Source organism: Epilithonimonas mollis (assembly GCF_900142325.1).
Classification (GTDB): domain Bacteria; phylum Bacteroidota; class Bacteroidia; order Flavobacteriales; family Weeksellaceae; genus Epilithonimonas; species Epilithonimonas mollis.
Genome location: NZ_FRAM01000004.1, coordinates 116,209 through 142,396 on the forward strand (window position 1 = coordinate 116,209; position 26,188 = coordinate 142,396).

The following is a 26,188-nucleotide window of genomic DNA, read 5'->3' on the forward strand; positions in this document are numbered from 1 at the left end:
TATTTGTCAAACACACACGAATGATGTTAATATGATTTTTCAGAACCTTTTCTGCCTTTCCCTGGCAACCATTTCACATCCGCAACTGCGTTTCTTCAGAATTCTCCGACTCCAATGTCATCCCGTCCGTATGTAATAGCGGGGTGATGTGAGGCACCAACAGGGCGACGGTGATCTTGAAATATTGTTTGGTGTGTGTCGATATAATAATTCAATAACAATTAAAAAAGAAACAAATGGCTTTAGAAAATTTATTCAGCCTGGAGTTCACAGAAGCTGAACTGGCAAAACTAGATGAAGGACTTGGTCTGATAGAAGGCGTCCTTATCGGGAAAACTACAAACCTGACTCCTGAACAGAAAAAGCAGTATGGCAGCATCGCCGAGCAGAACAAACTTTTTGTGAACAAGGCAAAAGGCCTTATGGAACAGGTGCCACAGCACGTTCCGGTATTTCTGGATAAGGCAGAGTACGACAGGGATTATTTGAAATGTTTTGCCTCGTAGAGGCTACTGTTAATAGATATATATGTTGCGCCAAAAACAAGCTCCGGAGGAGCGACCTGTTAAAATATTGACACGCTGGCAAAGACTTCTTGCTCGTGCCAACTGATATAATACGGGCTAGCAGTAAAAACAAAAGCACAGATTCATAAGTGCTTTTTGATTTTATTCAGAGTAACAATTTTCAACAATTGACAACTAATAAAAATGTTGCGTAAATTACGCTCCGAAAAAATAAAAGTATTACTATGAAGAAACTATTTATTTCGATTTCACTATTATTTATGATGAATGCAATGGCACAGAAATTTGAAACGCAAACTGCTACAGATAAACAAGGTTACACATATGAAACCGTAAAAAATGACCAGTCAGGTGTAAGGGTTTATACCCTGAAAAACGGACTGAAAGTCTATCTTGCAAAAAATGATGACGCTCCGAGGATTCAGACTTACATCCCTGTAAGAACTGGTTCTAATAATGACCCGAGCGATAATACAGGATTGGCGCATTACCTGGAACATATGGTTTTCAAAGGAACGTCGAAGTTGGGAACGAGCGATTGGGCAAAGGAAAAAGTTCTGTTGACCCAGATTTCTGATTTGTACGAACAACATAAAGCAGAGAAAGATCCTGCCAAGAAAAAAGCATTATACAAGAAAATCGACGAAGTGTCCCAGGAAGCTTCAAAATATGCGATTGCCAATGAATATGACAAAGCTATTTCTTCTCTTGGTGCAACAGGAACCAATGCCCATACTTGGCTGGACGAGACGGTTTACAAAAACAACATCCCCTCCAACGAATTGGAAAAATGGCTAAAAGTTGAAAAAGAACGTTTCTCAGAATTGGTTTTGAGATTGTTCCACACAGAATTGGAAGCGGTTTACGAAGAATATAACCGTGCTCAGGATAATGATGGACGTCTTGTTAACTATGCCATGATGGAAGCACTTTTCCCAAAACATCCGAATGGTCAGCAAACGACTATCGGTACTTCAGAGCATTTGAAGAGTCCTTCTATGGTGGCAATTCATAAGTATTTTGATACATATTATGTGCCTAATAATATGGCAGTCGTTTTGGTTGGAGATCTGGATTTTGATAAAACCATAAAATTGGTGGATCAATATTTCGGAACTTTCAAATACAAGGAACTGCCAATGAAGAAAATGGTTTCGGAAGAGCCAATGACCAGCATCGTTTCCAGAACCGTAAAAAGTCCTTCCACTCCAAGAATGACAATGGCCTGGCGAACGGATTCCAACGCAACTCAGGAAGCAAGATTGGCAGATGTTGTTGCTGAAATATTGAGTAACAGTGGAGATGCAGGATTGATTGACCTTAATATTAATCAAAAACAAAAAACGCTTGGCGCTGGAGCTTATGAGTCTCCGTTCAAAACTTATGGGGCATTTGTTTTAAGCGTGGTTCCGAAAGATGGACAGAGCTTCGATGATGCTAAGAAACTATTATTGGAACAAATCGATTTGGTTAAAAAAGGACAATTTCCGGATTGGATGCTGAACGCGATCGTGAATGATCTGAAAGTCCAGAGAATGAAACGTTGGGAAACGGCTGATGGTCTGGCTACAACATTATATTCAACATACATCGGCAACAGAACCTGGGAGCAGGAACTGGACGAAATCAATCAATACGAAGCGATTACGAAAGCTGATGTTGTGAAATTCGCAAACGATTTTTTTAAGGATAATTATGTTGTAGTTTACAAAGAAAAAGGAGTGAATGACAAATTGGTTCGTGTAGAAAACCCGGGAATCACGCCGATCAAATTGAACAGAGATGCGCAATCACCCTTTCTGAAGGACATTATCAATACCAAATCTTCTGACATCAAACCAGAATTTATTGATTTCAAAACTGCCATCGCGACTTCGACCATTAAAGATAAAAAAGTAAGCTTCATCAAGAACAAATACAATGAAGTAGCTCAGGTGAATTATGTTTTTCCTTTCGGAACAGATAATGACAAAGAGCTGGCGCTGGGTGTAACAGTTCTCCAGTATCTTGGAACAGACAAATACACACCGGAGCAACTGAAGGAAGAGTTCTACAAACTGGGAATCACGAATCAATTCAGAACGACCAATGACCAAATGATTATTGCGCTAAGCGGATTGGAAAGCAATATGAAAAAAGGTGTGGAGCTGATGAACCACTGGATCAATAATGTGAAAGCTGACAAAGCCATCTACGATCAAACGGTGAATACGATTTTGGAATCCAGGGAAGTTGCCAAAAAAGATAAAACCAGAATCATGGCAGCTTTGACAAATTATGCCAAATTCGGGAAAGATTCCAGACTGACGGATGTGATTTCTAAAGAGCGCTTGAAAAGCATCAACGTGACAGAATTGATTTCGAAAATCAAAACCCTGAACGAGTATCCTTATGAAGTTTTTCTTTACGGTGAAAATCAGAAAGGACTGGAAAAAGCGGTAAAGCCTTACATTGTCAACACCAAATTACAACCTGCTGCAGCAAAAGTTTATGCTGAACCAGTAACTGCCGGAAAAGTCTATTTCACACCTTATGACATGGTTCAGATGGAAATGGCAAAAGTGGCAAAAGCCGGGAATGTGGATGTTGCCAACTTTGGAAAAGCAAGTGTTTTCAATGAGTATTTTGGACGCGGACTGTCTTCGATAGTGTTCCAGGAAATCAGAGAAAGTAAGTCTCTGGCCTATTCTGCTTACGTTTCTTATGCCAATGCCACGGAGAAAAACCATCCGAACTATGTTACGACTTATATCGGGACCCAGGCAAACAAATTGCCTTTGGCTGTAGCTGCAATGGGCGATCTGATGGCAGAATTACCACAGATTCCGGCTCAGTTTGAAAATGCAAAAGGATCTGCTTTGAAACAAATTGCTTCTAACAGAATCAACAGGACAGTGATCTATTACAATCAGTTATCATTGAAAAAACTGGGAATTGATTATGATGTAAGAAAGGATATCTATGCAGAAATCCAGAAACTGACGTTACCGGAACTGACCAGTTTCTACAACACCGAAGTGAAGCCGTTGCAGTACAACACAGCCATCATCGGTAAAAAAGAAAACCTAAATATGGAGTCTGTCAACAAAATGGGAGAGTTCAAAGAAGTGAGCTTGGAAGAGATTTTTGGATATTAATTCTGATCATCTTAAAGTATAAAAAAAGTGGAGCAGAAGTGCTTCACTTTTTTGTTTTTATAATCAAAGTAATTATACCTGATTCAATCAATTCTGATTTTCCCTGATTGCTCTGATCAATTCCTGATTGCGTTTTTCTGCTCTGGCATTATTAAGAGACAATGCTGCCCAAATCGCTGCCGGAAGCCAACCTAAAACAGTGATTTGTAAAATGAAACAAATAATAGCAGTAATGATCTTTCCTCTCACAAAGAACGATACGAAGGGTAGCAGAATGGCTAATAGCATAGTTTAATTATTTCAGTAAATATAGTCAAATATCAGTGATAGGCAGCTGAACAGGCTGATAATATAACATTTTAACAGATAGCTTATTTTTAGTTTTTATTTTACAACAATATTTTCTGTATAAATGAGTTTATTGTTTACCCGGTTGTAAAATGTTGAAATTATTTCTTATAGAATTCCTGATTATCTGTAATATTACCATTACAGCTCAGAATAATTTTAGCTTTTCCAATGACGTTTACAGTGGAATTAATTCCGCAGTTTTATCGCCGGCAGAACCTTTTCTAAACCCCAATCCTTGGGATATCAATCTGTTTTCGCCTGATGTATTTTTACAGAATGATTATGCATATATTTCTCAGAGCAGTATTATGGGCTTGCGAAATGCAACGATAGAAACCGCTAACCCAAAGAAAGGAATTACAGGAGAAAATCAAACCAACGTGTTTGACTTTTATAAGAAGGATAAGGTAAATTTTCTGTTTTCTTCAGATATTATGGGACCATCCTTTTCAATAATCACCAACTTCAGAGAAAAAAAATACGTCTTTGGAATATTCACCCGATTAAGATCTCAGGCTTCGGTTCTTGATCTGGATAATTATTTTAAATATGGAAATCAAATGATTTCGCAGCCTGATTATTATGAAATGAAACCTTTCTCTTCGATTATCATGAACTGGAATGAAATCGGACTGAATGCAGCCACCACAATTTTTCACTATTCTAATAAACAATGGGTTATCGGCTTGAATCTGAAATATGAAATGGGTCTGGATGCCGCTCACATAATCAGTCAGCAAAATATCACGCTTACAGCTACAGAGCCGGATTTGGGTACAAATCCTGATAAAAAAAACATCTATGCCTCGGATTATAATGTATCTGTGAATTATATTACCAATTATAATTCTGAAAAAAAAAGTTATGATTACAAACAGAATGGAATGGGTTTAGGCGCAGATCTGGGCCTGACGATGGTAGACAAAAATCCCGGAGAAAATGAATATGAATCCAGATTTTCTTTTAATATTCTGGATTTGGGTTTTGTTAATTTTAAGCAAGGGCTTAATCATAATTTTGTAAATGGTAATAAGATATGGCTGCAAAATAACCCGGATTTTGAAAACCTGGAAATTGAAGGTCCTGAACAGTATTTGAAATTATTGAGTAAAGAAGCTTACGCTGATGAGAAAAGGTCATTTACAAGCAATGGTTTCAAAATCGGTTTGCCGACAAGCCTCTATTTTAATTACAGCAGGAGAATAAAAGAAAACCATTTCATTAATTTTAACTGGATCCAGCGTATTCCGGTTTTAGAGAATTCTTTAAAAAGAAATAACAGTATGAATATTAATTATTCTGTTCAGAAAGCCGTCATTGGTTACGGGATTTCTACAAATCTTTCGGAGTACAGGAATATTCAGTTTGGTGGTTATTTCAGAATCGGGCCATTGATTCTGGGTAGTGAAAATGCTTTTCCCTTATTGTTTAAACAAAAGAAGCTTCATGCCGCTCATTTTTATTTGGCAATCAAGCTGTATCCGTTTTGGGATAATGAAATGAAACGTCACAGAAGAAAGAAATGTGATTGTGAGAAGTAATTTATAATAATTTTCCCGTCAGGAATAAACCCGCAACAGAAAAATAAATAATCAGTCCCGTGACATCAACCAATGTCGCAACAAAAGGCGCTGAAGAAGTTGCCGGATCGAGTTTTAATTTTTTAAGAATAAACGGAACCATAGATCCTGAAAGAGTTCCCCAAAGTACAATGGCTACAAGAGAAATCCCGACACTTAAGCCTACGTATGGCCAGTATTCTCCGTAGTTGAAAAATCCTGCTTCATGCCACACCATAATCCTTAAAAAACCAATAATACCAAGAATACTTCCCAGAAACAATCCGGTAAATATCTCTTTTCGCATCACATACCACCAGTCTTTCAATCCTATTTCCTGAAGTGCCATCGCACGGATGATTAAAGTTGCAGCCTGTGATCCGGAATTTCCCCCACTTGAAATAATCAGCGGAACAAACAATGCCAACACGACTGCTTTCTGGATTTCATCTTCAAAATAACCCATTGCAGAAGCGGTCAGCATCTCTGAGAAAAATAAAATGATCAGCCACATTCCTCTTTTTTTAACCATCTCTATAAGAGAGGTTTGGGTATATGGAACATCCAAAGCCTCAAGACCTCCAAACTTCTGGATGTCCTCCGTATTCTGCTGTTCAATCTGGTCAAGGATATCATCAATCGTAACGATACCGACTAACACGCCATTTTCTGTGATAATTGGCAAAGCACTCCGGTCATATTTTTCAAAATACGGAACAGCATCTTCTTTAGAAGTGGTTGTAGTGATGGCTACAAAATGATTGTCAGAAAGCTCAGAGATCATCTGGTCTTCATCTGCCAACAGGAGGGAACCGATCGTAATATCATCTATCAGCCGGTTTCGTTCATCAACAACATAGAGAAAATTGAGTGTCTCTACTTTTTTTCCAACCTTTTTGATTTGTTGAAAACATCTTTTTACCGTCCATTCTTTTCTGATCTGGACATAATAGGGTGTCATCAAACGGGCAATAGAGTCAGAATCATAGCCAAGAAGTTTGAGAGCAACACGCCTCTCCTGGGGATTCAGAAGGTTGATGGAATATTTGATCAATTCATCCGGAAAATCTTCAAAAAGCTGTGTCCTGTCATCGGGAGACATTTCGTTCAGGATATCGGAAACCTCGTGGCTGGCAATACTTCTGATAGTATCTTCCTGGAAATCAGGGTCAAGATGCGAAAACACTTCCGCCTTTTCAGATTTGGGAAGTTTCAGAAACTGCAGGATGCGTTCTTCTGCCGGCAATTTGCTCAGCGTTTCGGCAACGTCAGCAGCATTTAATATGATGTCTTGTTTCTCGATTTCTACGGATTTTGCTTTGCAAAAGTATTAAAAATCTTAGGAATTACAGAGAAAACGGGTATTAAAATTATGTAATAATCAGATGGTTGGATTACCTGTAATCTGTAGATTTTTCAGCTCTTTACTGATTTTTCTGATGGCACCTTTTGTCCCGATAATTACAGAGTTTTCGGCACTTCCTAATAATCTGCCATTGCCTTTATAGGTATCATAAGCGGTTTCCATCACGAAAACACCATCAGCATTATAGACTTTCATACTCACAATAACCTGATTAGAAAACACATACTTTCCGAATCCGACTTTGAAATATTTCACTTTCGGAACAATGGCCACATCTGCATTGTTGTTTCTGCAGATGTCTTTTATAGTTCTGATATCTACTTCATCAAATAAAATAGGTGTGTCAACCTGCAGGTATTTCAGATTTCCGAAGGATTTCATCTGATCGGATGTTGCTGTATAAAAGGCAGCGTATGTTGGTTCCTTGATCTCAGAAACATCAGGAAAAACCTCAGGATTAAAGTAAAGAACCGTTTTGACTTTGGAGATTTTGGCATTCTTATTGAAGTAAAGCAGGCTGTCTCCAAAATTTGCACATGAAACCAGGAGTATTGAAAATAAAAGACCTAAATAAATGGATAGAGTTTTTTTCATTGTATTAGTTTTGCAAAAATACAACCATTTTTCAATTATTGTATCAAAAATTTAAGATTTTTTAACAAAATCATTTTTCATTTTTATCAAAGCTTTATATATAATAACCGGTTCAAATTATTACTTTTGTTTTTATGACTTCTACAGACAAAAGATTATATCTCATCGATGCCTATGCCATGATTTTCCGTGGGTATTTTGCCTTTATAAAAAATCCGAGAATCTCAACAAAAGGCGTCAATACATCAGCCATTTTCGGCTTTACAAATTCTTTGATAGAACTAATCAAAAGAGACCGGCCGACACATCTCGCGGTGGTTTTTGATGTCGGCAGAACCAATGTCCGGCATCAGGATTTTACAGAATACAAAGCCAATCGGCTGGAAACGCCAGAACCTATCCTCATCGCTATTCCTTACATACACCGGATTCTGGAGGCCATGCATATCCCGATTCTTGGAGTAGAAGGTTATGAAGCGGATGATGTCATCGGAACTATTGCCTGCAAAGCAGAAAAACAAGATTATAATGTTTTTATGGTGACACCCGACAAGGACTTTGCGCAACTGGTTACTGATAAAATTAAAATTTATAAGCCTGGATTAAAAGGTGGCGATATCGAAATTCTTGGTATCGAAGAAGTCAAAGCCAAGTACGAAATCAATGATCCGAAACAGATCATCGATTATCTCGGGATGATGGGCGATGCTGTAGATAATATTCCGGGACTGGAAGGCGTTGGCGAGAAAACGGCTAAAAAATTCATTCAGGAATTTGGTTCCATGGAAAATCTTCTGGCCAATACACATACACTGAAAGGAAAACTCAAGGAAAAAGTGGAAGCCAGTGCAGAAAGAGGATTATTATCCAAAAAGCTGGCAACTATTCTTTGTGATGCGCCTATTGAATTCATCGAAGAACAATATGATCTGGAAGTTCCTGATTTTGAAAAGGTAAAGGAGGTTTTTGATGAGCTGGAATTCCGAAGATTGTATGAGAATCTTTATCGTGCTTTTGCTAATAAGGAATATGTTGAAGAGCTGATGGAAGGTGACGATGACAAAATCAAAATAACCGAAGTTGTGGATACTAGCGTAACCATTCATAAAAACGGGACAATGGATTTGTTTGCAACATTCGAACAGCTGGAACAGGCAACAACCACAAAATCTACGATCACGGAAAGCGATCATCTCTATCAATATATCGACAATCCAAAATCGCAAAAAATCCTTCTAAATAATCTCCTGAAGCAGAAAGCAGTTTGTTTTGATACGGAAACAACATCGCTGAACGAGCTGGAAGCTGAACTGATCGGGATGAGCTTTTCTTATAAAAAAGGCCTGGCTTATTATATTCCCATCTCTGAAAATCAGGAAGAAGCACAGAAAACGGTTGAGATCTTTCGCCCGTTTTTTGAAGATCAGAATGTCCTGAAGATAGCCCATAATCTGAAATATGATTATAAAGTTCTGCGAAATTATAACATTGACGTTAATGGAAAACTGTTCGACACAATGATTGCGCATTATCTTCTCAATCCCGATGGACGTCACGGAATGGACTATCTTTCCGAAATGTATCTGGATTATAAACCAGTTTCTATTGAAACCCTGATCGGGAAAAAAGGAAAAAATCAACTGACACTTCGGGAAGTAGATGTTCAGACCCAGACCGATTATGCGGCGGAAGATGCAGATGTGACGTTTCAATTGTATGAATTATTTGCGCCTCAGTTAGCCAAAGAAAATCTGGAAGAATTATTCTATAATGTCGAAATGCCATTGATGAAAGTTCTTGCCAAAATAGAATTGACCGGTGTAAAACTCGATGAAAAGTGGCTGGCTCAGGAAAGTATTGATTTGGAAAATGATTTGAGGATTTTAGAATCAAAAATCTTCGAACTGTGCGGAGAAGAATTTAATATGAATTCGCCAAAACAACTGGGGGAGATTTTGTTCGACAAAATGAAGCTGGATCCAAAAGCCAAAAAAACAAAAACAGGACAATATGCTACGTCGGAAGATGTGCTTCAGAAATTATCTTCAAAACATGAAATAATCAGTTCGATTCTTGAATACAGAACTTTACAAAAACTGAAATCAACTTATGTAGATGCATTGCCGGCTCAGATCGAGAAAAAAGACAACCGTGTCCATACAACTTTTGCTCAGACTGTTGCCGCAACCGGACGTTTGGCAAGTGTGAATCCAAACCTTCAGAATATACCGATCAGAACGCTGAGAGGACAACAGATAAGAGGTGCTTTTGTTTCGGATGAAGGCAAAAAGATCATTTCTGCCGATTATTCTCAAATTGAACTGCGATTGATTGCAGAAATTTCCGGCGAACAAAACATGATTGCAGCTTTCCAAAATGGCGAAGATATTCACGTTTCTACGGCTGCTAAACTTTTTAATATTCCTCTGGAAGAAGTTACAAAAACCCAGAGAGGCCAGGCAAAAACCGTGAATTTTGGAATTATTTATGGACAAGGTGCTTTTGCTTTAGCAGAACAAACCGGACTTTCCAGATCCGAAGCTAAGAAAATGATTGATTCTTATTATGAGAATTATCCAAGACTTAAAGAATATATGGCAGAGCAAGTCAAAAAAGCACAGGATTTCGGTTATGTAGAAACCATTCTCGGTAGAAAGCGCCATTTGAAAGATATTAATTCCAGCAATTTCGTAGTCAAAGCTCACGCCGAAAGAAACGCTGTGAATGCCCCAATCCAGGGAAGTGCGGCCGATATTATCAAACTCGCAATGATTAAAATCGATCAGGAATTGGAAGCACAAAAGCTTGAAACTAAAATGCTTTTGCAGGTTCATGATGAATTGCTTTTCGAAGTCCCTATGGATGAATTGGACACTGTAAAACCGTTGATCAAAAAAGAAATGGAATCTGCTTTCCCTACGAAAGTTCCTTTGTTAGTTGAAGTGGGAGTAGGAAATAATTGGCTGGAAGCACATTAAAATTATAATTGAATAACTTAGATTTAAAATATAAAATTATGAAGGCAGTAGTATTTTACGAACACAACTCCGAAAAGTCGATGGACGAGTTTATGGCTGTTTTTCCAAGGCATGAAGCCTTTGAAGCAGAATTTCTGAAATCCGGAAAAGTTTTGGGAACCGGAGCATTTGCCAATCCTGGGGAAGGCGCAATGGCGATTTTTGTCGATAAACAAGCTGCCGAGGATTTTGTAAACGGCGATCCTTTTGTACAGGAAGGCCTTATTGCCAAAGTAACCATCAGAGAATGGAATGATGAGCTGTCTTAAACTATTTTAAAACATCTAAATCAAATATATAATGATCTCACAAATAATTCCGAAACTACCTTTTATAGACAAGCAAAAAACGATTGATTATTATAAGAATCTAGGATTCGAATTTGTTGCAGATTATGACCATTATCTGATCGCAACTTATAATAATTCCGAACTGCATTTCTTTGAATTTAAAGAACTTGTACCGGAAAAATCCGATTTTATGCTTTATCTGAAAATATCAAGTAATATTGATAAATTCTATGAGCATGTCATGTTTAAAGATATAAAAATTCATCCCAACGGAAATCTCGAAACAAAACCCTGGAATATGAGAGAATTTTCCCTGACCGATCCGAATGGCACATTACTCACTTTCGGAGAGAAAATTTAGGAATAGGATATAAAAACTGAAAAAGACTTGTAACAATTATTTTATTAACCCGACTTAATATTAAATTTAATTTATGAAAAACATAAAACTATATGGCTTCCTGTTGGGCGTTGCGCTTCTGAACAGCTGTGCTTCCACAAAAAATTTCTCTTATGAAGGAAAAGGTTTCAAAGAAGCTTACAACAGCATCACATCTTCTGAACTGAAAGAGAATCTGTATATTATTGCTGATGATAAAATGGAAGGAAGAGACACTGGAAGTGCAGGACAGAAAAAAGCCGGGGAATATATGATAGAACAATACAAAAAGAATGGGATCGGTTTTCCGGCAGCTTTAGGCTCGTATTATCAGAAAGTTCCTTCAGATGCAATGAAAAAATACGGCGAAACTCTTCCGGATTCTGAAAATATCATGGCTTTTATAGAAGGTTCAGAAAAACCGAATGAAATCATCGTGATTTCTGCCCATTACGACCATGTCGGGATGAAAAATGGTGAAGTTTATAATGGTGCGGATGATGATGGGAGCGGGACAGTTGCCGTGATGGAAATCGCAGAAGCATTCCAGGAAGCTAAGAAAAAAGGTTACGGTCCGAAACGTTCTATTCTTTTTCTTCATGTAACGGGCGAGGAACATGGACTTTTCGGGTCAGAATATTATTCTGATCATCCGGTTTTCCCTTTGGCTAATACAGTTGCGGATCTTAATATTGATATGATCGGTCGCGATGATCCGGAAAACAGAGGCAAACAATACGTCTATGTCATCGGCTCAGAAATGCTGAGCACAGAATTGAAAAAAATCAATGAAGCCGCCAATAAAACATCTGTTAATCTGGAACTTAACTATAAATATGATGATCCAAAAGATCCGGACAGATTATATTACAGATCAGACCATTATAACTTTGCAAAACATAATATTCCGGTTGCATTTTTCTTTGATGGTATCCACGAAGATTATCACAAACCGACCGATACACCGGACAGAATTGACTATGAACTGCTGACAAAACGTACAAAGCTGATATTTTCTACAGCCTGGGAACTGGCTAACAGACCGGAAAGAATTATTGTTGACGGGAAAAATACAAGATAATCTCAAAATAATCAGGAATTATAAAACTAAAAAAAGCAACTCAATTGAGTTGCTTTTTTATTAGGAAAAATCGTTATTCTTAATTTCGGGATTTTCCAGAAATTTATAAAGATATGGAGCTTTGTTTGCTGAACCTGTATAGTGTTTTTCCAGTCTTTCCAGAATATTGAGACTGAGCATTTTTCTTTGGAAATTATTTCTTCTCAATGGTTCACCAAGAATAGCTTCATAAAGATGCTGCAGTTCCTTCATCGTGAATTTGTCCGGAAGAAGATTGCTGCCCATCACTTGATAATCAATATTTTTTCTGAGATACAGCAAACCTTTTTCAGTCATTTCCTTATGGTCGAATGCCATATCCGGAAGCTTATCGACATCAAACCACTGACAGACCTCGTTGAACGAATCCGGAAAAGTGTAGGTAAGTGTATAATCGATCAATGCACAATAGCCAACGGAGATAAAACGCTGATAGATCCAGTGTGTTTTATCCACTTCGATGTTTTTGTTTTCCAGTAATTTTTGATGGACATTATTTTCGGTTCTTTTGATATCGCCGAATGTATAGAATTGTTCCAGAAAGACATCCGAAAGATGTGTTCTCTCGTAAAGTGTTCTTGCAGCGGCATCATTCAGATTCTCGTCATTGAAAATAAATCCACCGGGAACTGCCCAAAGATCGAGGTCATGATATTTCAGCAAAAGTACTTTGAGTGTATCTTTATGAAATCCAAAAATCACACAGTCCACAGAAACGTGTTCTACAAAGTCTTTTGTATCGATTAATTCTTTTAAACTATGTTTTATTTTTTTGTTTTCAGTCATAGATTTTAGAAGTTTTTATTTAAGAAAAAAGTGAGTCCAAATATAATTAATAATGGCAAAATAATGCAAAGCGGATAAAAATAACTAAGCTTTTCATAAAAAATCATCGCCATATAAAGCGATCCCATTGAACTGCCAAGCGATGAACAGATCACTACTATCGAAAGAAAAAAATGAGTTCTTTCCGTAGGAATTTTATTGAGAACTTCCGAATTATAAAGCGGATAGAGTGGTGAGAGAAAAAGACCTGTAAACGGTATCAGAAAGATAAGTACCAATCGGGCGTTATCATAAAAATAGGTGATCAGTATCTGAGATATCCCTAATATCAGGAATAAAAAAATCAAACAGATGGTCACAAATCTAAACCAGTGAAAATGTAAAATGAGCTTACTCGTGATCAGCCTACCAAAAAAAGAAAATAATGCCAGAAAAGCTGATGACTGCAGTGCGAAATAAGAATTGACCTTCAAATTATTTTTGTAAAAACTGGGCAACCACGAGTTGAAACTCTGCTCTACAAAAACCATCAGAAAAATGATTATAAAAAAATAAATAATCTTTGGCGAACGCAGGAATTTTGTTCCTCCCGAAAAAACACTTTTACTTTGGGAGGTAATTTCATCAATTTTGACAGGCCACAAAATGAATAATGTGATAATGCTGAGAATGGCGATCAGCCAGAATCCATATTTCCACAACGAAGCATAGTCGCTGGAAAGCAGGCTTCCGAAACCGATATTCACAATGAAAATCCCTATCATGAATGATGCTTCCACACGGCTCATTACACTGGCAAGATGCCCATCCCGGAAATTAGTTTTAATAATACTGAAAACGGCAATTTTTGCCAGCGCAAAGCTGACACCGATAATGCTGAGCCATATTTTAAAAAACCAGAACGTATCGACCAATGGTAATGCAAAACAACTTATAATAATAAAAATAAGGGAAAAAGTAAGTGCATTTTTATTCCCCGTTTTGCTGATAAGATTGACACAAAACAGAGAAACCAACGCCATCGGAATGTCTTTGAAAGACTCCAAAAACCCTAGTCCTTTGTATGATATTTTTTCTGATAACTGAAGAATAATAACACCCATACTGTTAAGCAGCATTGAAAAAATCAAAAAGCTCAATATGAGGGGTAGAGTTAATTTAGATTTATTAGCATTCATTTTACCAGTTGTTAACTTATTTTTAACATTGAGGTCTGTTTTTGGGATTCCAAATATAATAAAAATAATGGTTTACATTGATCTTAACCTATCTAAAAACATTATAAACAGAGGAAAATTTAATTTTTTTTATTTTTTTTTTGATATATCAAAAAAAAGGATATTTTTATTGTCTCAATATGAGATTAACAAAAATTAATTAAAATATGAACTTAAAGTATTCAAAATGTCTAGGGTTAGCTGCTGTACTTTACTTTACAGCGAACTACTCAGCTCAGCAACAGGTAAATGATACTACTTCTAAAGAAAAAATGATAGAAGAAGTTGTCGTTATCGGTTATGGGACTCAAAAGAAAAGCAATGTGACGGGGGCTATTGCCAGTATCAAAGCATCTGATATTGAAGATATCCCGGCCGGTAAACCTGAGCAGGTATTACAAGGTAGAGCTGCAGGTGTATCTGTGGTAACTAATTCAGGTCAGCCGGGTTCTGGAGCTACGGTAAGAATCCGAGGTCTTACTAGTTTTGGAGCTGGTGGTAATGATCCAATGTGGGTTGTGGACGGAATTATTGTAGATGGAATTAGTTGGCTAAATCAATCTGATATCGAAAGTATCGAAGTCTTAAAGGATGGTGCATCATCTGCAATATATGGAGTTAGTGCTGCTAGAGGTGTTGTTTTAGTAACAACAAAGAAGGGAAAGAAAGGTGTTTTGAGTTTAGCTTATAATGGAAGTTTTGGAACATCGCAAGCCGCACGAAAATTAGATTTACTAAATGCTACGCAGTATGCTACAATAATTAATGAGGGATTTGCAAACGATAATTCTCCCATTAGATTTACAAATCCAAGTATGTTTGGTATCGGTACGGACTGGCAAGATACAATATTCAATACTGGAGACAGACAATCACACGAAGTAAGTATCAATGGTGGAAATGATAAGTCTACTTATTATGCATCATTTGGTTATTTCGACCAAACCGGTATTGTAATGGGTGACATATCAAATTACAAAAGAATCAATGCACGTTTAAATTCCACACATAAAGTGCTTGATATTCTAACTATAGGTCAAACATTTTTATATACACATCAAAAAAGCCAAGGTATTGGAGTCAATGAAACATTTGGTGGTCCACTAAGTTCAGCCATTAACCTTGATCCTACTACACCGGCTGTGGTGACCGACTGGTCACAAGTTAATCCAGCTAATTATACTAATGCCTATATAATTAGGGATCTAAACGGAAATCCTTATGGGATATCGCCTTGGGTGAATCAAGAAATGTCTAATCCATTAGCATATCGTTATACACAACAAGGTAGATATGGTTGGTCTGATGATTTTGTTGGAAATGTATTTGCAGAACTTAAACTTACAGAAGGGTTAACTTTTAAAACAACATTAAACGGAAAAAAATCTTATTGGGGTAGCCAGGGATTTACGCCTAAGTTTTATTTAAGCCCAACTCTCAGTAATCTAGTCAATAATAACCTTAATAGAGTAACCCAGACTAAATTTGAATGGAGTATGGAAAATACCTTAACCTACCAAAAGAGACTAGGTGACCATAATTTTAATATTATGCTAGGACAGGGAGTTTACAGATATAATATTGGTTCAGGTCAGAGTGTAACTTATAGTAATATACCTGTAGAAAACTGGTACGAAGCGGCTTTTTACTCAGTTGATGCCAAGAGTATTACTGCTAGTGCTTGGGATACACCACAGACAAGAAGAGCCTCTTATTTCGGAAGATTTATTTATGACTATCAGGACAAATACCTTTTTACAGGTACATTCAGAAGAGATGGATCATCCAAGTTTTTAAAATACTGGGGTAATTTTCCATCTTTTTCAGCTGGATGGAATGTTCACAAGGAAGGTTTCTGGAAAGATAATGACATCATCAATACTCTAAAAATCCGTGGTGGATACGGTGTCTTAGGTAACGATGCAATTGAAGATTTTATGTATAGAAGTTCTCTTGTCTCAGGAAGCAATTATCCAAATGGAGAGATTAATCCTACTATAATCATTGGTTACAGTCCAAACACATTAGGAAACCCTAATCTTAAGTGGGAGGAGACTGCACAGAGTGATATCGGAGCAGACATACGTTTTCTTAATGATTTTACTCTAGGATTTGATTATTATTATAAGAAAACTAAGGATATTCTTCGACGAGTAGCCATTCCTGGTTATGTTGGTGTACCTACCGATCCATTTGCTAACATTGGTGATATGGAAAATAAGGGTATGGAGTTCGAGTTGGGTTACAAGAAAAACTGGCAGGATTTCGGTTTTTCGTTCAATGGTAATTTTTCTACCAATAAAAATAAAGTTTTACGTCTCGAAGATGATGTAGAATGGAGAGAGTTTGCTGGTTTACATTCAATGGGACCTGTTTCTAGATTGCAAGTAGGTAAACCTGTTGGGACATTTTATGGTTATACTTACAGTGGCGTATTCCAAAATCAAGAGCAAATCAACTCCTACACAAATGGTAATGGAGATTTGATAATTCCAAATGCAAAACCAGGAGATTTCATTTGGCAAGATAATAACGGAGATGGGAAAATAACTCAAGATGATATGGTAGATATTGGAAGTTCTCTTCCTAAATTCACCTATGGATTTACGTTAAATATGAATTACAAAGACTTTGATTTAATAGTATTCGCACAAGGACAGGGTGGCAATATGCTACTTCAGGGACTTAGAAGATTGGATATGCTGGACGCTAATTATCAGACGGCAATTCTTAATAGATGGACAGGAGAAGGTTCTACCAATGATAATCCGAGACTTACTCGTAATGACCCGAATGGAAATTACACAAAAATGTCAAAATATTATCTACAGAAAGGAGATTATATGAGAATTAAATTAGTTTCATTAGGGTATACAATTCCGAAGGATGTTACTACAAAGTTCGGAGCTAATAAAGTCAGGATTTTTGTTACTGGTGAAAACCTTTTCACATTCACAAAATACACTGGATACGATCCTGAAATTGCAGGTGGTAATGAGTATGGAATAGACAGAGCATATTATCCACAGGCAAGAACATTTTTATTTGGTGCAAACATTCAATTTTAAATTTAGAAAACAATGAAAAATAAAAGAATTATATCTAAGACTTTCTCGGTCATTATGCTTACAGGTTTAAGTCTTGGAAGTATAAATTGTACAGGGGATTACATTGGCGATGTAGAAAACATAGGCTCATTCGATGATGTTAATTATTTCAAGACAGAAGATCAGTGTCTTAGCGCAACAGCATCTGTGTACGATAAAATGAAAAAATATGCTGGTGGATTCGAGAATATGGTAACATTTTTTAACGCTGGCTCTGATGATTTTTATGCTGGTGGGGGTAGTTCAACAGATGGTGCCGGCATCCAAGGATTTAATAATTATACTATTAATCCTATCATTATGCCTGCTAGCTACTGGAAAGATTTTTATCAAGGTGTGGCTAATGCCAATTGGGTTTTAGAGAGAATGCCTGATGCTCCTGTTTCCGAAAATTTTAAGAAACGAATTATAGCGGAAGTAACAGTTTTAAGGTCACTATACTATTTTGAACTTGTTAAGATGTTTGGGAATGTTCCACTCATTTTAAAGAGAATTAGCTCGAACGATGATTACTGGAACATACCTCAAACACCTAAGCAGGAGGTTTATAATCAAATTGAAAATGATATCCTAGCAGTAGTAAATGATTTGCCAATGACTGTAGGAGGTGCTGAGAATGGTAGAATTACCCAAGGAGCAGCCAGAGCAATACTTGGAAAAATCTATTTGTACGACAAAAAGAATACAGAAGCAGCGGCTCAATTTGCACAAGTGAATGGTACACCTGGACAGACCAGTCAATATGGTTACAAATTAGTAGACAATTATAATAAACTTTTTGAACTTTCTGAGGTATCTCCAGGTAAATATGAGTATAATAAGTTTACCAGTGAATCAATACTTGAAGCGGTGTATACTAATGCAGGTATGTCAGACTGGAGTTTTTGGGGTCAAGGTAAAGATGAAGGTAACTCTATTTGTATAATGACAGGTCCAAGATCATACAATTTGGCTTCGGGTAGTAATGCACCTGATATAGTATCTGGATGGGCATTTAATACGGTAAGTGAAAATCTTTTTAATTTTATGCAGAATGATCCGAGAGCAGATATTACTATACTAAATGCAAAACAGTTACAAACTGATGGTAAAATAACGTATTCGCCAGCTTATGCTGATACAGGTTATTTTCTCAAAAAATATGCACCTTTCAGAAAAGGAGTATCTGATCTTCCTGGTTCAATGGAACTTAATTTTAGACAGAATTACATAGTAATACGCTTAGCAGATAGTTATCTTATGGAAGCAGAATCCTTAGGAGGAACAGGTACAAGGGCACAAGCATTACTTGATGCTGTTAGAGCAAGGGTCGGACTTCCATCAGTGCCGGTTAGTATGCAGGCAATAAAAGATGAACGTAGAAAAGAATTGGCCGGCGAAGGCCACAGATGGTTTGATCTGGTAAGATGGGGAGATGCTCCTTCTGCTTTATCATCTAAAGGATTTGTAACTAACAAAAATGAAGTTTTACCAATTCCTTATGCAGAGCTATTGAATACAGCTTTAAAGCAAAATCAGAATTACTAATAAGCATAGATTTATGAAAACAAAAATATTTAACAATAAGTTATTACTCGTTCTTTCGTTTGCAATAACAACTTCATCTTGTATACCAGATACAATAGACAGCGATGGAAACGGACTTACTCCGACCAACTCAGATGCATCTTTCACAGTAACAAAGACATCTGAAAACCATTATAGGTTAACGGCATCGAATAATAATTACATTCAGTCAAAATGGGATCTGAATATCGGAACATTTTCTCCCGGTCCAAATGTTTATGACATTTTCTTACCCGATGAAGGAAAATATGAAATCAAGCATCAGATTATCGGACAAGGTGGTATTGTTGGCGGAACAGCCAGCCAGACCATTACAGTGCCTGTACGGGATCCAAAGGCTGGAAACCTTATTAAAGGTGGTAAATTCGCAGATGCAGCTGATGTTGCTATGTGGACTTTAACATTTCCAAATCCGTCTAGCACAGCTCTTTGGACTTGGGGAACTGAGAGTGCAACTTTTACATCGTCTGGATGGAACAGAAATGTTATGTATCAGGCTGTAGAAGTAGTTGAAGGCACAAAATACCAGGCTGATGCTATCGTAAGTTCAAAATCCGGTGTATCAGATTCCTGGTTTGAAATCTACGTCGGTTATAAAAAACCAACTGCAAATGAAGATTATACTGGTGACGGAAATGATTCTACTTGGTTAAGAGGTATAAATACCTGGGCAGGAAGTGGCAAAGACCCTTTTGATAAAGCAAAGATATCTGTTGTCGGATCCAAGAATGCTAATAATCCTGAAGGTATTTTCACAGCCACTAAAACAGGTACAGCATATTTTGCCATCAGATCCGGTGGTAATGATATGAAGGACGGAATTTCTATTACCAGTGTAGAATTCCGAGGTGTGAACTAATTTTTTCTTATCATATTCTTAGGGTGAAAGGGGTGTAATAGCCTCTTTCATTTTTCTTTTTTAATACGAAATATTGTAACTTTTAAGAAAGCTGTGGTGAAACCAAGATTTCAAAACAATTTTCCTTAAATCTTTAAAGAATATTTCCTAAAAATCTAATAAAAATGTACAATAATAAAATTTTTCCAAACAAATTATTCTTTGTTGGTGTGAGCTTTTTCTCTCTTTTATTTTGTCAGAGCAATAGTGTGGATGACCAGACAGGCAATCCTGAAAATAATGGAGAAGACAACAGCAATTACGCCGCGGCAAGTGTCTGGATCACCAAAGCTGATGAAACTGCAAAACTTCAGAAACAACCTGATATTTTTTTCAAAAACGCTTCCAATAATTATCAGACTATTGATATTGACTTGGGACAAAAATTCCAGACTATTGATGGGTTCGGTTATACATTGACAGGTGGGAGTGTACAGGTAATCAATCAATTATCTGCTACTAAAAAAGAAGAACTGTTACAGGATCTTTTTTCTGACAAGGAAAATTCTATCGGTGTGAGTTATCTGAGACTGAGCATTGGCGCGTCTGATCTTAACTCAGATGTTTTTTCTTATAATGATCTACCAGCTGGCCAGACTGATTTGACTTTAGCAAATTTTTCTATGTCAAAAGATCAGGCTGTCATCGATATGCTAAAAAAGATTCTGACTATCAATCCAAGTATCAAAATCATTGCTACGCCATGGTCGCCTCCGGTCTGGATGAAAGATAACGGAAGTAGTATAGGCGGAAGTCTTAAGCCTGAATATTACAGTGTTTATGCCCAATATTTTGTTAAATATATTCAAGGTATGAAAGCTCAAGGTATCACAATTGATGCGATTACTCCTCAGAACGAGCCTTTGCATCCTGGAAATAATCCCAGTATGTACATGACTTCTGCGCAACAGGGAGAATTTATCAAAAATCATCTAGGACCTGCTTTTAAAACAGCAAATATCAACACAAAAATCATCCTTTACGATCATAACTGCGACAAGCCAGATTATCCAATGGATATCCTTGCAGATCCTGAAGCTGCAAAATATGTCGATGGCTCAGCATTCCATCTATATGCAGGAAATATAAATGTTCTCAGCAATGTTCATTTGGCTTATCCTGATAAGAATCTTTACTTCACAGAACAATGGACAGGTTCCAATTCATCTTTCGCAGGTGACCTTATCTGGCATATCAAAAATGTAATCATCGGTTCCACAAGAAACTGGAGTAAGGTGGCTCTGGAATGGAATCTTGCTAATGATGCTTCATTCAATCCTCATACAACAGGCGGTTGTACAGAATGCAAGGGAGCTGTTACCATTAATTCCAGCGGGACATTCACAAAAAATGTGGCTTATTATATCATCGCTCAGGCTTCCAAATTCGTTCCACAGGGTTCTCAGAGAATTGCCTCTACACAGCCCGGAAATCTTAGTTCGGTTGCATTCTTGAGACCGGACGGAAAAGTTGCATTAATAGTTCTGAATGAAGGTGATAATATTGAAAATTTCAATATCAGGTACAATAATAAAAATGCTGCCACTCTGATTAATGCTAAAACTGTAGCTACATTTGTCTTTTAAACATTTTTAATAATGAAAATTTATTTCCCGATTCTTTGCAGCCTTATATTATCTGTTTCAATTTCCTGTTCGAGTATAAAAGATAATCGTGTTCTGATCTGGCAGGACGAATTCTCAAAACCTGAGATTGATGATACCAAATGGACATTGGAAACCGGAGGGCATGGTTTCGGAAACAATGAACTTCAGTTTTATACCAAAGAGCGTAGAGAAAATGCAAGGGTAGAAGACGGTCATCTTATCATCGAAGCCAGAAAAGAAAAATGGAAAAAAAATGATTATACTTCAGCAAAACTAATTACAAAAAAAACATTTCCTTTCCAGTATGGAAGTATAGAAGTCCGTGCAAAATTACCAAAAGGAAAGGGAACCTGGCCTGCAATATGGATGCTGAGTGACAATATGAAAGAATGGCCGGACGACGGCGAAATCGATATTATGGAACATGTTGGCTACAACGAAGGTTTTATCCATGCATCTGTTCATACGAAAAAGTATAACCATGTCCTGGGCACTCAGAAAACAGATACCATATTTGTGAAAGATGCAACGCAGAAATTTCACATTTACAGAGCCGACTGGACACCGCAAAAGATTGACATATACGTTGATAATATAAAATATTTCACTTATACTAAATCAGAAGAAGGTAAAGATGCATGGCCATTTGACAGTCCTTTTTACCTGATACTAAATCAGGCTGTTGGCGGAACATGGGGTGGGAAAGAAGGTTTGGATTCCAGCATATATCCACAAAAATTTTTAATTGATTATGTCAGAATATACAAATTCAGAGATGATCAATGATTAACCAATTATAATTCTTTACAGATTATATATTTAAGGGTTTTTTAGAACAGCAGCTTTCGCTGCTGTTTCTATTTTATCACATTGCAGTCAGCCGGTGCCAATCTGCGACCTTTAGAATAATTAACGGATTTCCCTGATAGATATTTTTGCTGGGAAGAGCTGTTATCAGAATATTCGCCAATACCTTCCAGTAAAACGCCGCTGTCTTGGAGAAAATAAACTTCCTGTTCACTGATCATACCTTCAGAAGCGAATTTATAGTTGAGTTTCAAAGTATCACCTGATATTTTTCCGCTTATATCACCTGTGGATGAGTCTTTTTCAAAATTTTTGTAAATTAGTTTACCGGACACATTTCCGTTTGTAATTTTATATTTCATCATCAGAGAATCTTTTCCAATTACATTCAGATAGCAGTAATCTGTATTTTCCTTATTTTCAATCACATTTTTCTCATGATCATGAATCGCCAGTGTGTCGGGTTTTCTGTTTTCAACGTTCATTTGTTTTCCATCATTTTTTTCACAGGACATAACAAGTGAAATCGTTAATAAAATAAAAAAAAGCTTTTTCATATCAGTTTATTTTGAATAATAACTAATGAGAAAATATTATACCAAAATCTCATGGATTAGAGCATAACAAAAGAATAAATATTGTAATTATAAAAAGTCCTATAATTTATAAATTGTTAAATAGTAATAGATTGATTTTTAGAATTTTAATCCAATGTTAACAACTTTTAAAAAGTGTGTTGTTTTGTAAATGAGTGTTTACAGGTGTAAATGTATAAAAAATTATTATTCAAAAAGATAAAAAAAAAAAAATGCAAAAAGCCCCGATTAACGAGGCTTGGCAGGGATAAATTGTCCTTTATGATATCTTTTTAGGAAGTTTTGAGAACGTCGATTATAGCAATTAAAGTAGGACCAATCTCTATATTTTGAATTGTTGAGCCAAATACTAGCTTTGTATAGATTGTCGCAATACTCAATTTTACATATCTGATTATTTTGTTGATCAAATACGATAATAGAATAATCGTTCTTATTTTTCCAAATATTTTCCATTTCATTTACCTTTTTTCGGTAGGGTCTTTATCATTTAGATACTCATCAAATGACTGTTCATAGTCGGCTTTTCTAGCTTTAACCCTCAACTTTTTATAAAGCCATTCAATCCCGAAAATACCAACCTGTAAAAGCAATTGAGCAAACACTAAATGGTATTGCGGAGGAATAGCCATTGGAGATACCATTGCAAAGGTTGTACTCAAAGGGTGAGAGTTTACAAACTTAATTAAAGCTTCCATATTATTGACATCCACAGTCTGGACTTTTTCCCTGTACATTAAACTTAATGCCGTTTAGTTTGTAAAATACAAATGCAAGGCAAGCGAAGATTATTAAATCTTTTTTAGTGATATTTTTCATTGTTTATTTGATTTGAGGTTATTTAATATAATAGCGAGTTTCGCCAGTATCAGGGAAATAAACAGAACTTCCCTTTAGTTGTCCGGAATTTCTAAGAGCAACAACAACTTTGTTTAAAGCTTCATTATTTCCGTTTGAGGGTTTTATATGTGCGCCTTTACATTCTTTGAAAATTGCGATATCGGAAGCTAAATACCCGGAGGATATCTTAACAGCAGAACCATAATTTAATCTTATTAAATCGAGGTCACGCATTAATCTATCATAATTTGCGATATAAGTTCCATTGGTTGGCCGTGGATAGTTTCCAAAGTATTCGTTTGCTTTGAAATACTCATAATCTCTAATTGTACCAGAGTACAAATCCTGTCCGTTTCCTTGCTGATCTACGGTATCTTCAAAACCCGAGTTATCATTTCCTTTGACAGTTTGATCAGAATCACCAAAGCCGGTTCCGGCTGAAAAGATATCAAAGATTGATTTGAACCAATCTGCAAAACTTGATTTGTTACCAGTTCCTAAGGATAATGAACGGATGGCCATAAATCCAATATAGAGTAAAACCCCTATAATAGAGTAGTAGATCAACCCCTGCCAGTCGGCAGAGGATGAAGATGAATTATTTTTTTTGACTGAACGTCTATTTTTATACATTTGGAATATTATTTGAATTAGTTATTTTAACAAATTTTTAACTTTTTAATCATGAAAAAATTATTATTACTTTTTAGCCTTTCGGCTTTTACTATCGGTTTTTCTCAGTCTAAAGATTTTTACTTTCAAGACTTAAGAGAAAAAGTTTTATTAACAAATGCCCACAACAATTTTAAGTATGAACCAGATAAAGTAGTATTATATGGAAAATGTATAAAATATGCATTTGGATATAATTTTAATACAATGAGAATTTTTAATAACACAGTTAAATCAAATCCTTGGGATAATTGTGATGAATGCAAACAAAAAATTAAATTACAATGTGAATCACTTTTAACAATAGGTCAAAGATTTTATCCTCAACAAATGAATATGGAAGCAGATTATTCAGATGAAGTATTAAAAGCAATTACAACAGATATAAAAAATGATAAAAATTCAATACCTAAAGAATATGTAACCGAAGTTGCAAGATGTTTAAATTATAAGAAAGGAATTCTTTATAAAAACATGACATTTATAACAAAGAAAACAGGATTATTAAGCAACGAGACAGATACAAAAGACTGTAATTTTATACTAAATCTAAGACCATAAAAATGAAAAATTTACTTTTAATTTTATTAATTATACCGATTTTAACACTTAGTCAATCTAAAGACGTTAACAAAAAAGAAGCATTAATAGCATTTAAAAATTCTGATGTTAGAAAAAAATTAAAAATTCCTATATCTCAATTTAAGTTTACTTATAAACAAATATTTGACGGAGAAAAACACAACTATAAAAAAGCAATTGGTTTTAGTAACAAAAACTCAAAAGAATTTTTAAATAAAGTATTATTTGTTTACGAAAACTGGCATGGAAATGATAGAGAAATTATTTTAACATTTTCAAAACAAGATTTAATTAAAGAATATGAAAATTTTAATAAACTACCTTAACACCATATTCATCCCAACATTTCTTAATCATTAAAGCACGACTAGAGGGCGTTTCACTACCAAATGAAGCGCCTATTTTTTTATAATCGTATAAACCAAACTCAATATTACGAGCATTAGCATAAAGTCGAATCATCCAGCCATGACGGACTAAAGAACCCCAAGCGTTAAGAGTACGGATATAATTATAACGCATTTGAAGATATGCAGCTGCAATAACTTTTCTATTATTTGGATTTTGAGCAATTACTGATAAAAAAATTGAAAAAGAAACACTACTAAAAATAGAACCACTCATATAATTTGCATCAATTAAAGAAATAGCTAACTCACGATAAAAAGGTAATTTAATAGCTTCTAAATTAGGAACAGCGCGAATCATATATTTTGAACTAGGACTATATTTAATATGGGTTTTCATTAAATAAGACATAAAATCAAGATCAGACATTGAAACTAATCCCATACCTTGACGCAAACTAGAAATAGTATCAGTTGCCAAAACATTACCGTGTCCTCTATATTTTTGACCATTAGGTAATAGCAATAAAGTTGAGCCATTACCAATAGTATAAAGTTTTTCACCATTTACCTTATAAGCATTTAATTTAGAACCCTCAAAAAAAGAGATTAAATCATAAGCCTGTCTATCTATTTCGAAATCACGATATTTCATAGGCTGTAAAAGTGTATTTTGTGTTAATCCAAGCATTACGGCTAACTCTTCAGCAGATTTAAAACCGAGTAAAAGAAACATTGGAAACATATTTTATTATTTTATTATTGTTAATTTTTAAGAAAAACCTAACCTTACGGGGTTAGGCTTTCAACACTTATTAATTAA

23 protein-coding genes are annotated in these 26,188 nt (G+C 35.9%); 14 read left to right on the forward strand and 9 right to left on the reverse strand.

The genetic code is table 11. The features are described from left to right. Positions 1 to 236 precede the first annotated feature (236 nt). Positions 237 to 506 (forward strand): hypothetical protein, encoded by a 270-nt coding sequence (locus BUA97_RS14715; RefSeq protein WP_072999659.1) that lies wholly within the window; start codon positions 237 to 239, stop codon positions 504 to 506. A gap of 245 nt (positions 507 to 751) precedes the next feature. Beyond that, complete coding sequence (locus tag BUA97_RS14720) at positions 752 to 3,664, forward strand: M16 family metallopeptidase (protein WP_072999661.1); 2,913 nt, start codon at positions 752 to 754, stop codon at positions 3,662 to 3,664. Positions 3,665 to 3,751: 87 nt separating this feature from the next. Here the strand turns inward: BUA97_RS14720 and BUA97_RS14725 are convergent, their stop codons facing one another. Beyond that, positions 3,752 to 3,952, reverse strand: a complete 201-nt coding sequence (locus tag BUA97_RS14725; protein WP_072999663.1) for a YqaE/Pmp3 family membrane protein — start codon at positions 3,950 to 3,952, stop codon at positions 3,752 to 3,754. A gap of 152 nt (positions 3,953 to 4,104) precedes the next feature. Between BUA97_RS14725 and BUA97_RS14730 the strand changes: the two genes are divergently transcribed. Beyond that, positions 4,105 to 5,556: a hypothetical protein gene (locus BUA97_RS14730; RefSeq protein WP_072999665.1), complete on the forward strand. Its 1,452-nt coding sequence runs from the start codon at positions 4,105 to 4,107 to the stop codon at positions 5,554 to 5,556. Between the two features lies 1 nt (position 5,557). Here BUA97_RS14730 and mgtE read toward each other — a convergent pair whose 3' ends face one another. Next, positions 5,558 to 6,877 (reverse strand): magnesium transporter, encoded by a 1,320-nt coding sequence (gene mgtE, locus BUA97_RS14735; protein ID WP_072999667.1) that lies wholly within the window; start codon positions 6,875 to 6,877, stop codon positions 5,558 to 5,560. Positions 6,878 to 6,955: 78 nt separating this feature from the next. After that, positions 6,956 to 7,534, reverse strand: a complete 579-nt coding sequence (locus BUA97_RS14740; RefSeq protein ID WP_072999669.1) for a pyruvate decarboxylase — start codon at positions 7,532 to 7,534, stop codon at positions 6,956 to 6,958. A gap of 134 nt (positions 7,535 to 7,668) precedes the next feature. Between BUA97_RS14740 and polA the strand changes: the two genes are divergently transcribed. From polA to BUA97_RS14760, 4 genes are all read left to right on the forward strand, one after another. Further along, positions 7,669 to 10,512 (forward strand): DNA polymerase I, encoded by a 2,844-nt coding sequence (gene polA, locus BUA97_RS14745; RefSeq protein ID WP_072999671.1) that lies wholly within the window; start codon positions 7,669 to 7,671, stop codon positions 10,510 to 10,512. 38 nt (positions 10,513 to 10,550) lie between these two features. After that, positions 10,551 to 10,820, forward strand: coding sequence for a YciI family protein (locus tag BUA97_RS14750; protein ID WP_072999673.1), 270 nt, complete (start codon positions 10,551 to 10,553; stop codon positions 10,818 to 10,820). Between the two features lie 31 nt (positions 10,821 to 10,851). Continuing rightward, the gene (locus tag BUA97_RS14755; protein WP_072999676.1) at positions 10,852 to 11,202 is read left to right on the forward strand and encodes a bleomycin resistance protein; all 351 of its coding nucleotides are present in this window, start codon (positions 10,852 to 10,854) and stop codon (positions 11,200 to 11,202) included. A 73-nt stretch (positions 11,203 to 11,275) separates the two neighbouring features. Beyond that, positions 11,276 to 12,301, forward strand: a complete 1,026-nt coding sequence (locus BUA97_RS14760) for a M28 family metallopeptidase (RefSeq protein ID WP_072999678.1) — start codon at positions 11,276 to 11,278, stop codon at positions 12,299 to 12,301. Positions 12,302 to 12,361: 60 nt separating this feature from the next. Here BUA97_RS14760 and BUA97_RS14765 read toward each other — a convergent pair whose 3' ends face one another. Continuing rightward, on the reverse strand, positions 12,362 to 13,126 hold the full coding sequence (locus BUA97_RS14765) for an NUDIX hydrolase (RefSeq protein ID WP_072999679.1): 765 nt from the start codon (positions 13,124 to 13,126) through the stop codon (positions 12,362 to 12,364). Between the two features lie 5 nt (positions 13,127 to 13,131). After that, positions 13,132 to 14,304, reverse strand: a complete 1,173-nt coding sequence (locus BUA97_RS14770) for an MFS transporter (RefSeq protein ID WP_072999682.1) — start codon at positions 14,302 to 14,304, stop codon at positions 13,132 to 13,134. 206 nt (positions 14,305 to 14,510) lie between these two features. Here BUA97_RS14770 and BUA97_RS14775 point away from each other — a divergent pair, with 206 nt between their 5' ends. From BUA97_RS14775 to BUA97_RS14795, 5 genes are all read left to right on the forward strand, one after another. After that, on the forward strand, positions 14,511 to 17,411 hold the full coding sequence (locus tag BUA97_RS14775) for a SusC/RagA family TonB-linked outer membrane protein (protein ID WP_072999684.1): 2,901 nt from the start codon (positions 14,511 to 14,513) through the stop codon (positions 17,409 to 17,411). A 12-nt stretch (positions 17,412 to 17,423) separates the two neighbouring features. After that, the gene (locus BUA97_RS14780) at positions 17,424 to 18,977 is read left to right on the forward strand and encodes a RagB/SusD family nutrient uptake outer membrane protein (RefSeq protein WP_072999686.1); all 1,554 of its coding nucleotides are present in this window, start codon (positions 17,424 to 17,426) and stop codon (positions 18,975 to 18,977) included. A 13-nt stretch (positions 18,978 to 18,990) separates the two neighbouring features. Further along, on the forward strand, positions 18,991 to 19,875 hold the full coding sequence (locus BUA97_RS14785) for a hypothetical protein (RefSeq protein WP_072999689.1): 885 nt from the start codon (positions 18,991 to 18,993) through the stop codon (positions 19,873 to 19,875). Positions 19,876 to 20,039: 164 nt separating this feature from the next. After that, entirely contained in the window at positions 20,040 to 21,500 is a 1,461-nt protein-coding gene (locus BUA97_RS14790; RefSeq protein ID WP_072999691.1) for a glycoside hydrolase family 30 protein, read from the forward strand. Positions 21,501 to 21,512: 12 nt separating this feature from the next. Continuing rightward, positions 21,513 to 22,307: a glycoside hydrolase family 16 protein gene (locus BUA97_RS14795; RefSeq protein ID WP_072999693.1), complete on the forward strand. Its 795-nt coding sequence runs from the start codon at positions 21,513 to 21,515 to the stop codon at positions 22,305 to 22,307. Positions 22,308 to 22,378: 71 nt separating this feature from the next. Here BUA97_RS14795 and BUA97_RS14800 read toward each other — a convergent pair whose 3' ends face one another. The 3 genes from BUA97_RS14800 to BUA97_RS14815 all read right to left on the reverse strand — a co-directional run bounded on the left by BUA97_RS14800 (position 22,379) and on the right by BUA97_RS14815 (position 24,397). Then, positions 22,379 to 22,885 carry a hypothetical protein gene (locus BUA97_RS14800; protein WP_072999696.1) on the reverse strand — a complete coding sequence of 169 codons (507 nt, stop codon included), beginning with the start codon at positions 22,883 to 22,885 and terminating at the stop codon, positions 22,379 to 22,381. A 500-nt stretch (positions 22,886 to 23,385) separates the two neighbouring features. Next, positions 23,386 to 23,661: a hypothetical protein gene (locus BUA97_RS14810; protein WP_072999700.1), complete on the reverse strand. Its 276-nt coding sequence runs from the start codon at positions 23,659 to 23,661 to the stop codon at positions 23,386 to 23,388. A gap of 100 nt (positions 23,662 to 23,761) precedes the next feature. After that, the gene (locus BUA97_RS14815; protein ID WP_072999703.1) at positions 23,762 to 24,397 is read right to left on the reverse strand and encodes a hypothetical protein; all 636 of its coding nucleotides are present in this window, start codon (positions 24,395 to 24,397) and stop codon (positions 23,762 to 23,764) included. Between the two features lie 51 nt (positions 24,398 to 24,448). Between BUA97_RS14815 and BUA97_RS14820 the strand changes: the two genes are divergently transcribed. Both BUA97_RS14820 and BUA97_RS14825 read left to right on the forward strand, forming a co-directional pair. Then, positions 24,449 to 24,997: a hypothetical protein gene (locus tag BUA97_RS14820; protein WP_072999705.1), complete on the forward strand. Its 549-nt coding sequence runs from the start codon at positions 24,449 to 24,451 to the stop codon at positions 24,995 to 24,997. Between the two features lie 2 nt (positions 24,998 to 24,999). Next, the gene (locus tag BUA97_RS14825; RefSeq protein ID WP_072999707.1) at positions 25,000 to 25,344 is read left to right on the forward strand and encodes a hypothetical protein; all 345 of its coding nucleotides are present in this window, start codon (positions 25,000 to 25,002) and stop codon (positions 25,342 to 25,344) included. Here BUA97_RS14825 and BUA97_RS14830 read toward each other — a convergent pair. Next, a complete protein-coding gene (locus BUA97_RS14830) occupies positions 25,328 to 26,101 on the reverse strand; it encodes a hypothetical protein (protein ID WP_139258345.1) in 774 nt (257 codons plus the stop codon). The genes BUA97_RS14825 and BUA97_RS14830 overlap by 17 nt on opposite strands. Positions 26,102 to 26,188 lie beyond the last annotated feature (87 nt).

Bases quoted from the DNA above. Each gene is read 5' to 3' on its own strand.
- BUA97_RS14720 (WP_072999661.1), top strand. From the start codon at position 752: ATGAAGAAACTATTTATTTCGATTTCACTATTATTTATGATGAATGCA.
- BUA97_RS14740 (WP_072999669.1), bottom strand. From the start codon at position 7,534: ATGAAAAAAACTCTATCCATTTATTTAGGTCTTTTATTTTCAATACTC.
- BUA97_RS14825 (WP_072999707.1), top strand. From the start codon at position 25,000: ATGAAAAATTTACTTTTAATTTTATTAATTATACCGATTTTAACACTT.
- BUA97_RS14820 (WP_072999705.1), top strand. From the start codon at position 24,449: ATGAAAAAATTATTATTACTTTTTAGCCTTTCGGCTTTTACTATCGGT.
- BUA97_RS14750 (WP_072999673.1), top strand. From the start codon at position 10,551: ATGAAGGCAGTAGTATTTTACGAACACAACTCCGAAAAGTCGATGGAC.
- BUA97_RS14715 (WP_072999659.1), top strand. From the start codon at position 237: ATGGCTTTAGAAAATTTATTCAGCCTGGAGTTCACAGAAGCTGAACTG.
- BUA97_RS14725 (WP_072999663.1), bottom strand. From the start codon at position 3,952: ATGCTATTAGCCATTCTGCTACCCTTCGTATCGTTCTTTGTGAGAGGA.
- BUA97_RS14775 (WP_072999684.1), top strand. From the start codon at position 14,511: ATGAACTTAAAGTATTCAAAATGTCTAGGGTTAGCTGCTGTACTTTAC.
- BUA97_RS14780 (WP_072999686.1), top strand. From the start codon at position 17,424: ATGAAAAATAAAAGAATTATATCTAAGACTTTCTCGGTCATTATGCTT.
- BUA97_RS14755 (WP_072999676.1), top strand. From the start codon at position 10,852: ATGATCTCACAAATAATTCCGAAACTACCTTTTATAGACAAGCAAAAA.
- BUA97_RS14830 (WP_139258345.1), bottom strand. From the start codon at position 26,101: ATGTTTCTTTTACTCGGTTTTAAATCTGCTGAAGAGTTAGCCGTAATG.
- polA (WP_072999671.1), top strand. From the start codon at position 7,669: ATGACTTCTACAGACAAAAGATTATATCTCATCGATGCCTATGCCATG.
- BUA97_RS14760 (WP_072999678.1), top strand. From the start codon at position 11,276: ATGAAAAACATAAAACTATATGGCTTCCTGTTGGGCGTTGCGCTTCTG.
- BUA97_RS14800 (WP_072999696.1), bottom strand. From the start codon at position 22,885: ATGAAAAAGCTTTTTTTTATTTTATTAACGATTTCACTTGTTATGTCC.
- BUA97_RS14765 (WP_072999679.1), bottom strand. From the start codon at position 13,126: ATGACTGAAAACAAAAAAATAAAACATAGTTTAAAAGAATTAATCGAT.
- BUA97_RS14730 (WP_072999665.1), top strand. From the start codon at position 4,105: ATGTTGAAATTATTTCTTATAGAATTCCTGATTATCTGTAATATTACC.
- BUA97_RS14790 (WP_072999691.1), top strand. From the start codon at position 20,040: ATGTACAATAATAAAATTTTTCCAAACAAATTATTCTTTGTTGGTGTG.
- BUA97_RS14795 (WP_072999693.1), top strand. From the start codon at position 21,513: ATGAAAATTTATTTCCCGATTCTTTGCAGCCTTATATTATCTGTTTCA.
- BUA97_RS14770 (WP_072999682.1), bottom strand. From the start codon at position 14,304: ATGAATGCTAATAAATCTAAATTAACTCTACCCCTCATATTGAGCTTT.
- BUA97_RS14810 (WP_072999700.1), bottom strand. From the start codon at position 23,661: ATGTACAGGGAAAAAGTCCAGACTGTGGATGTCAATAATATGGAAGCT.
- BUA97_RS14815 (WP_072999703.1), bottom strand. From the start codon at position 24,397: ATGTATAAAAATAGACGTTCAGTCAAAAAAAATAATTCATCTTCATCC.
- BUA97_RS14785 (WP_072999689.1), top strand. From the start codon at position 18,991: ATGAAAACAAAAATATTTAACAATAAGTTATTACTCGTTCTTTCGTTT.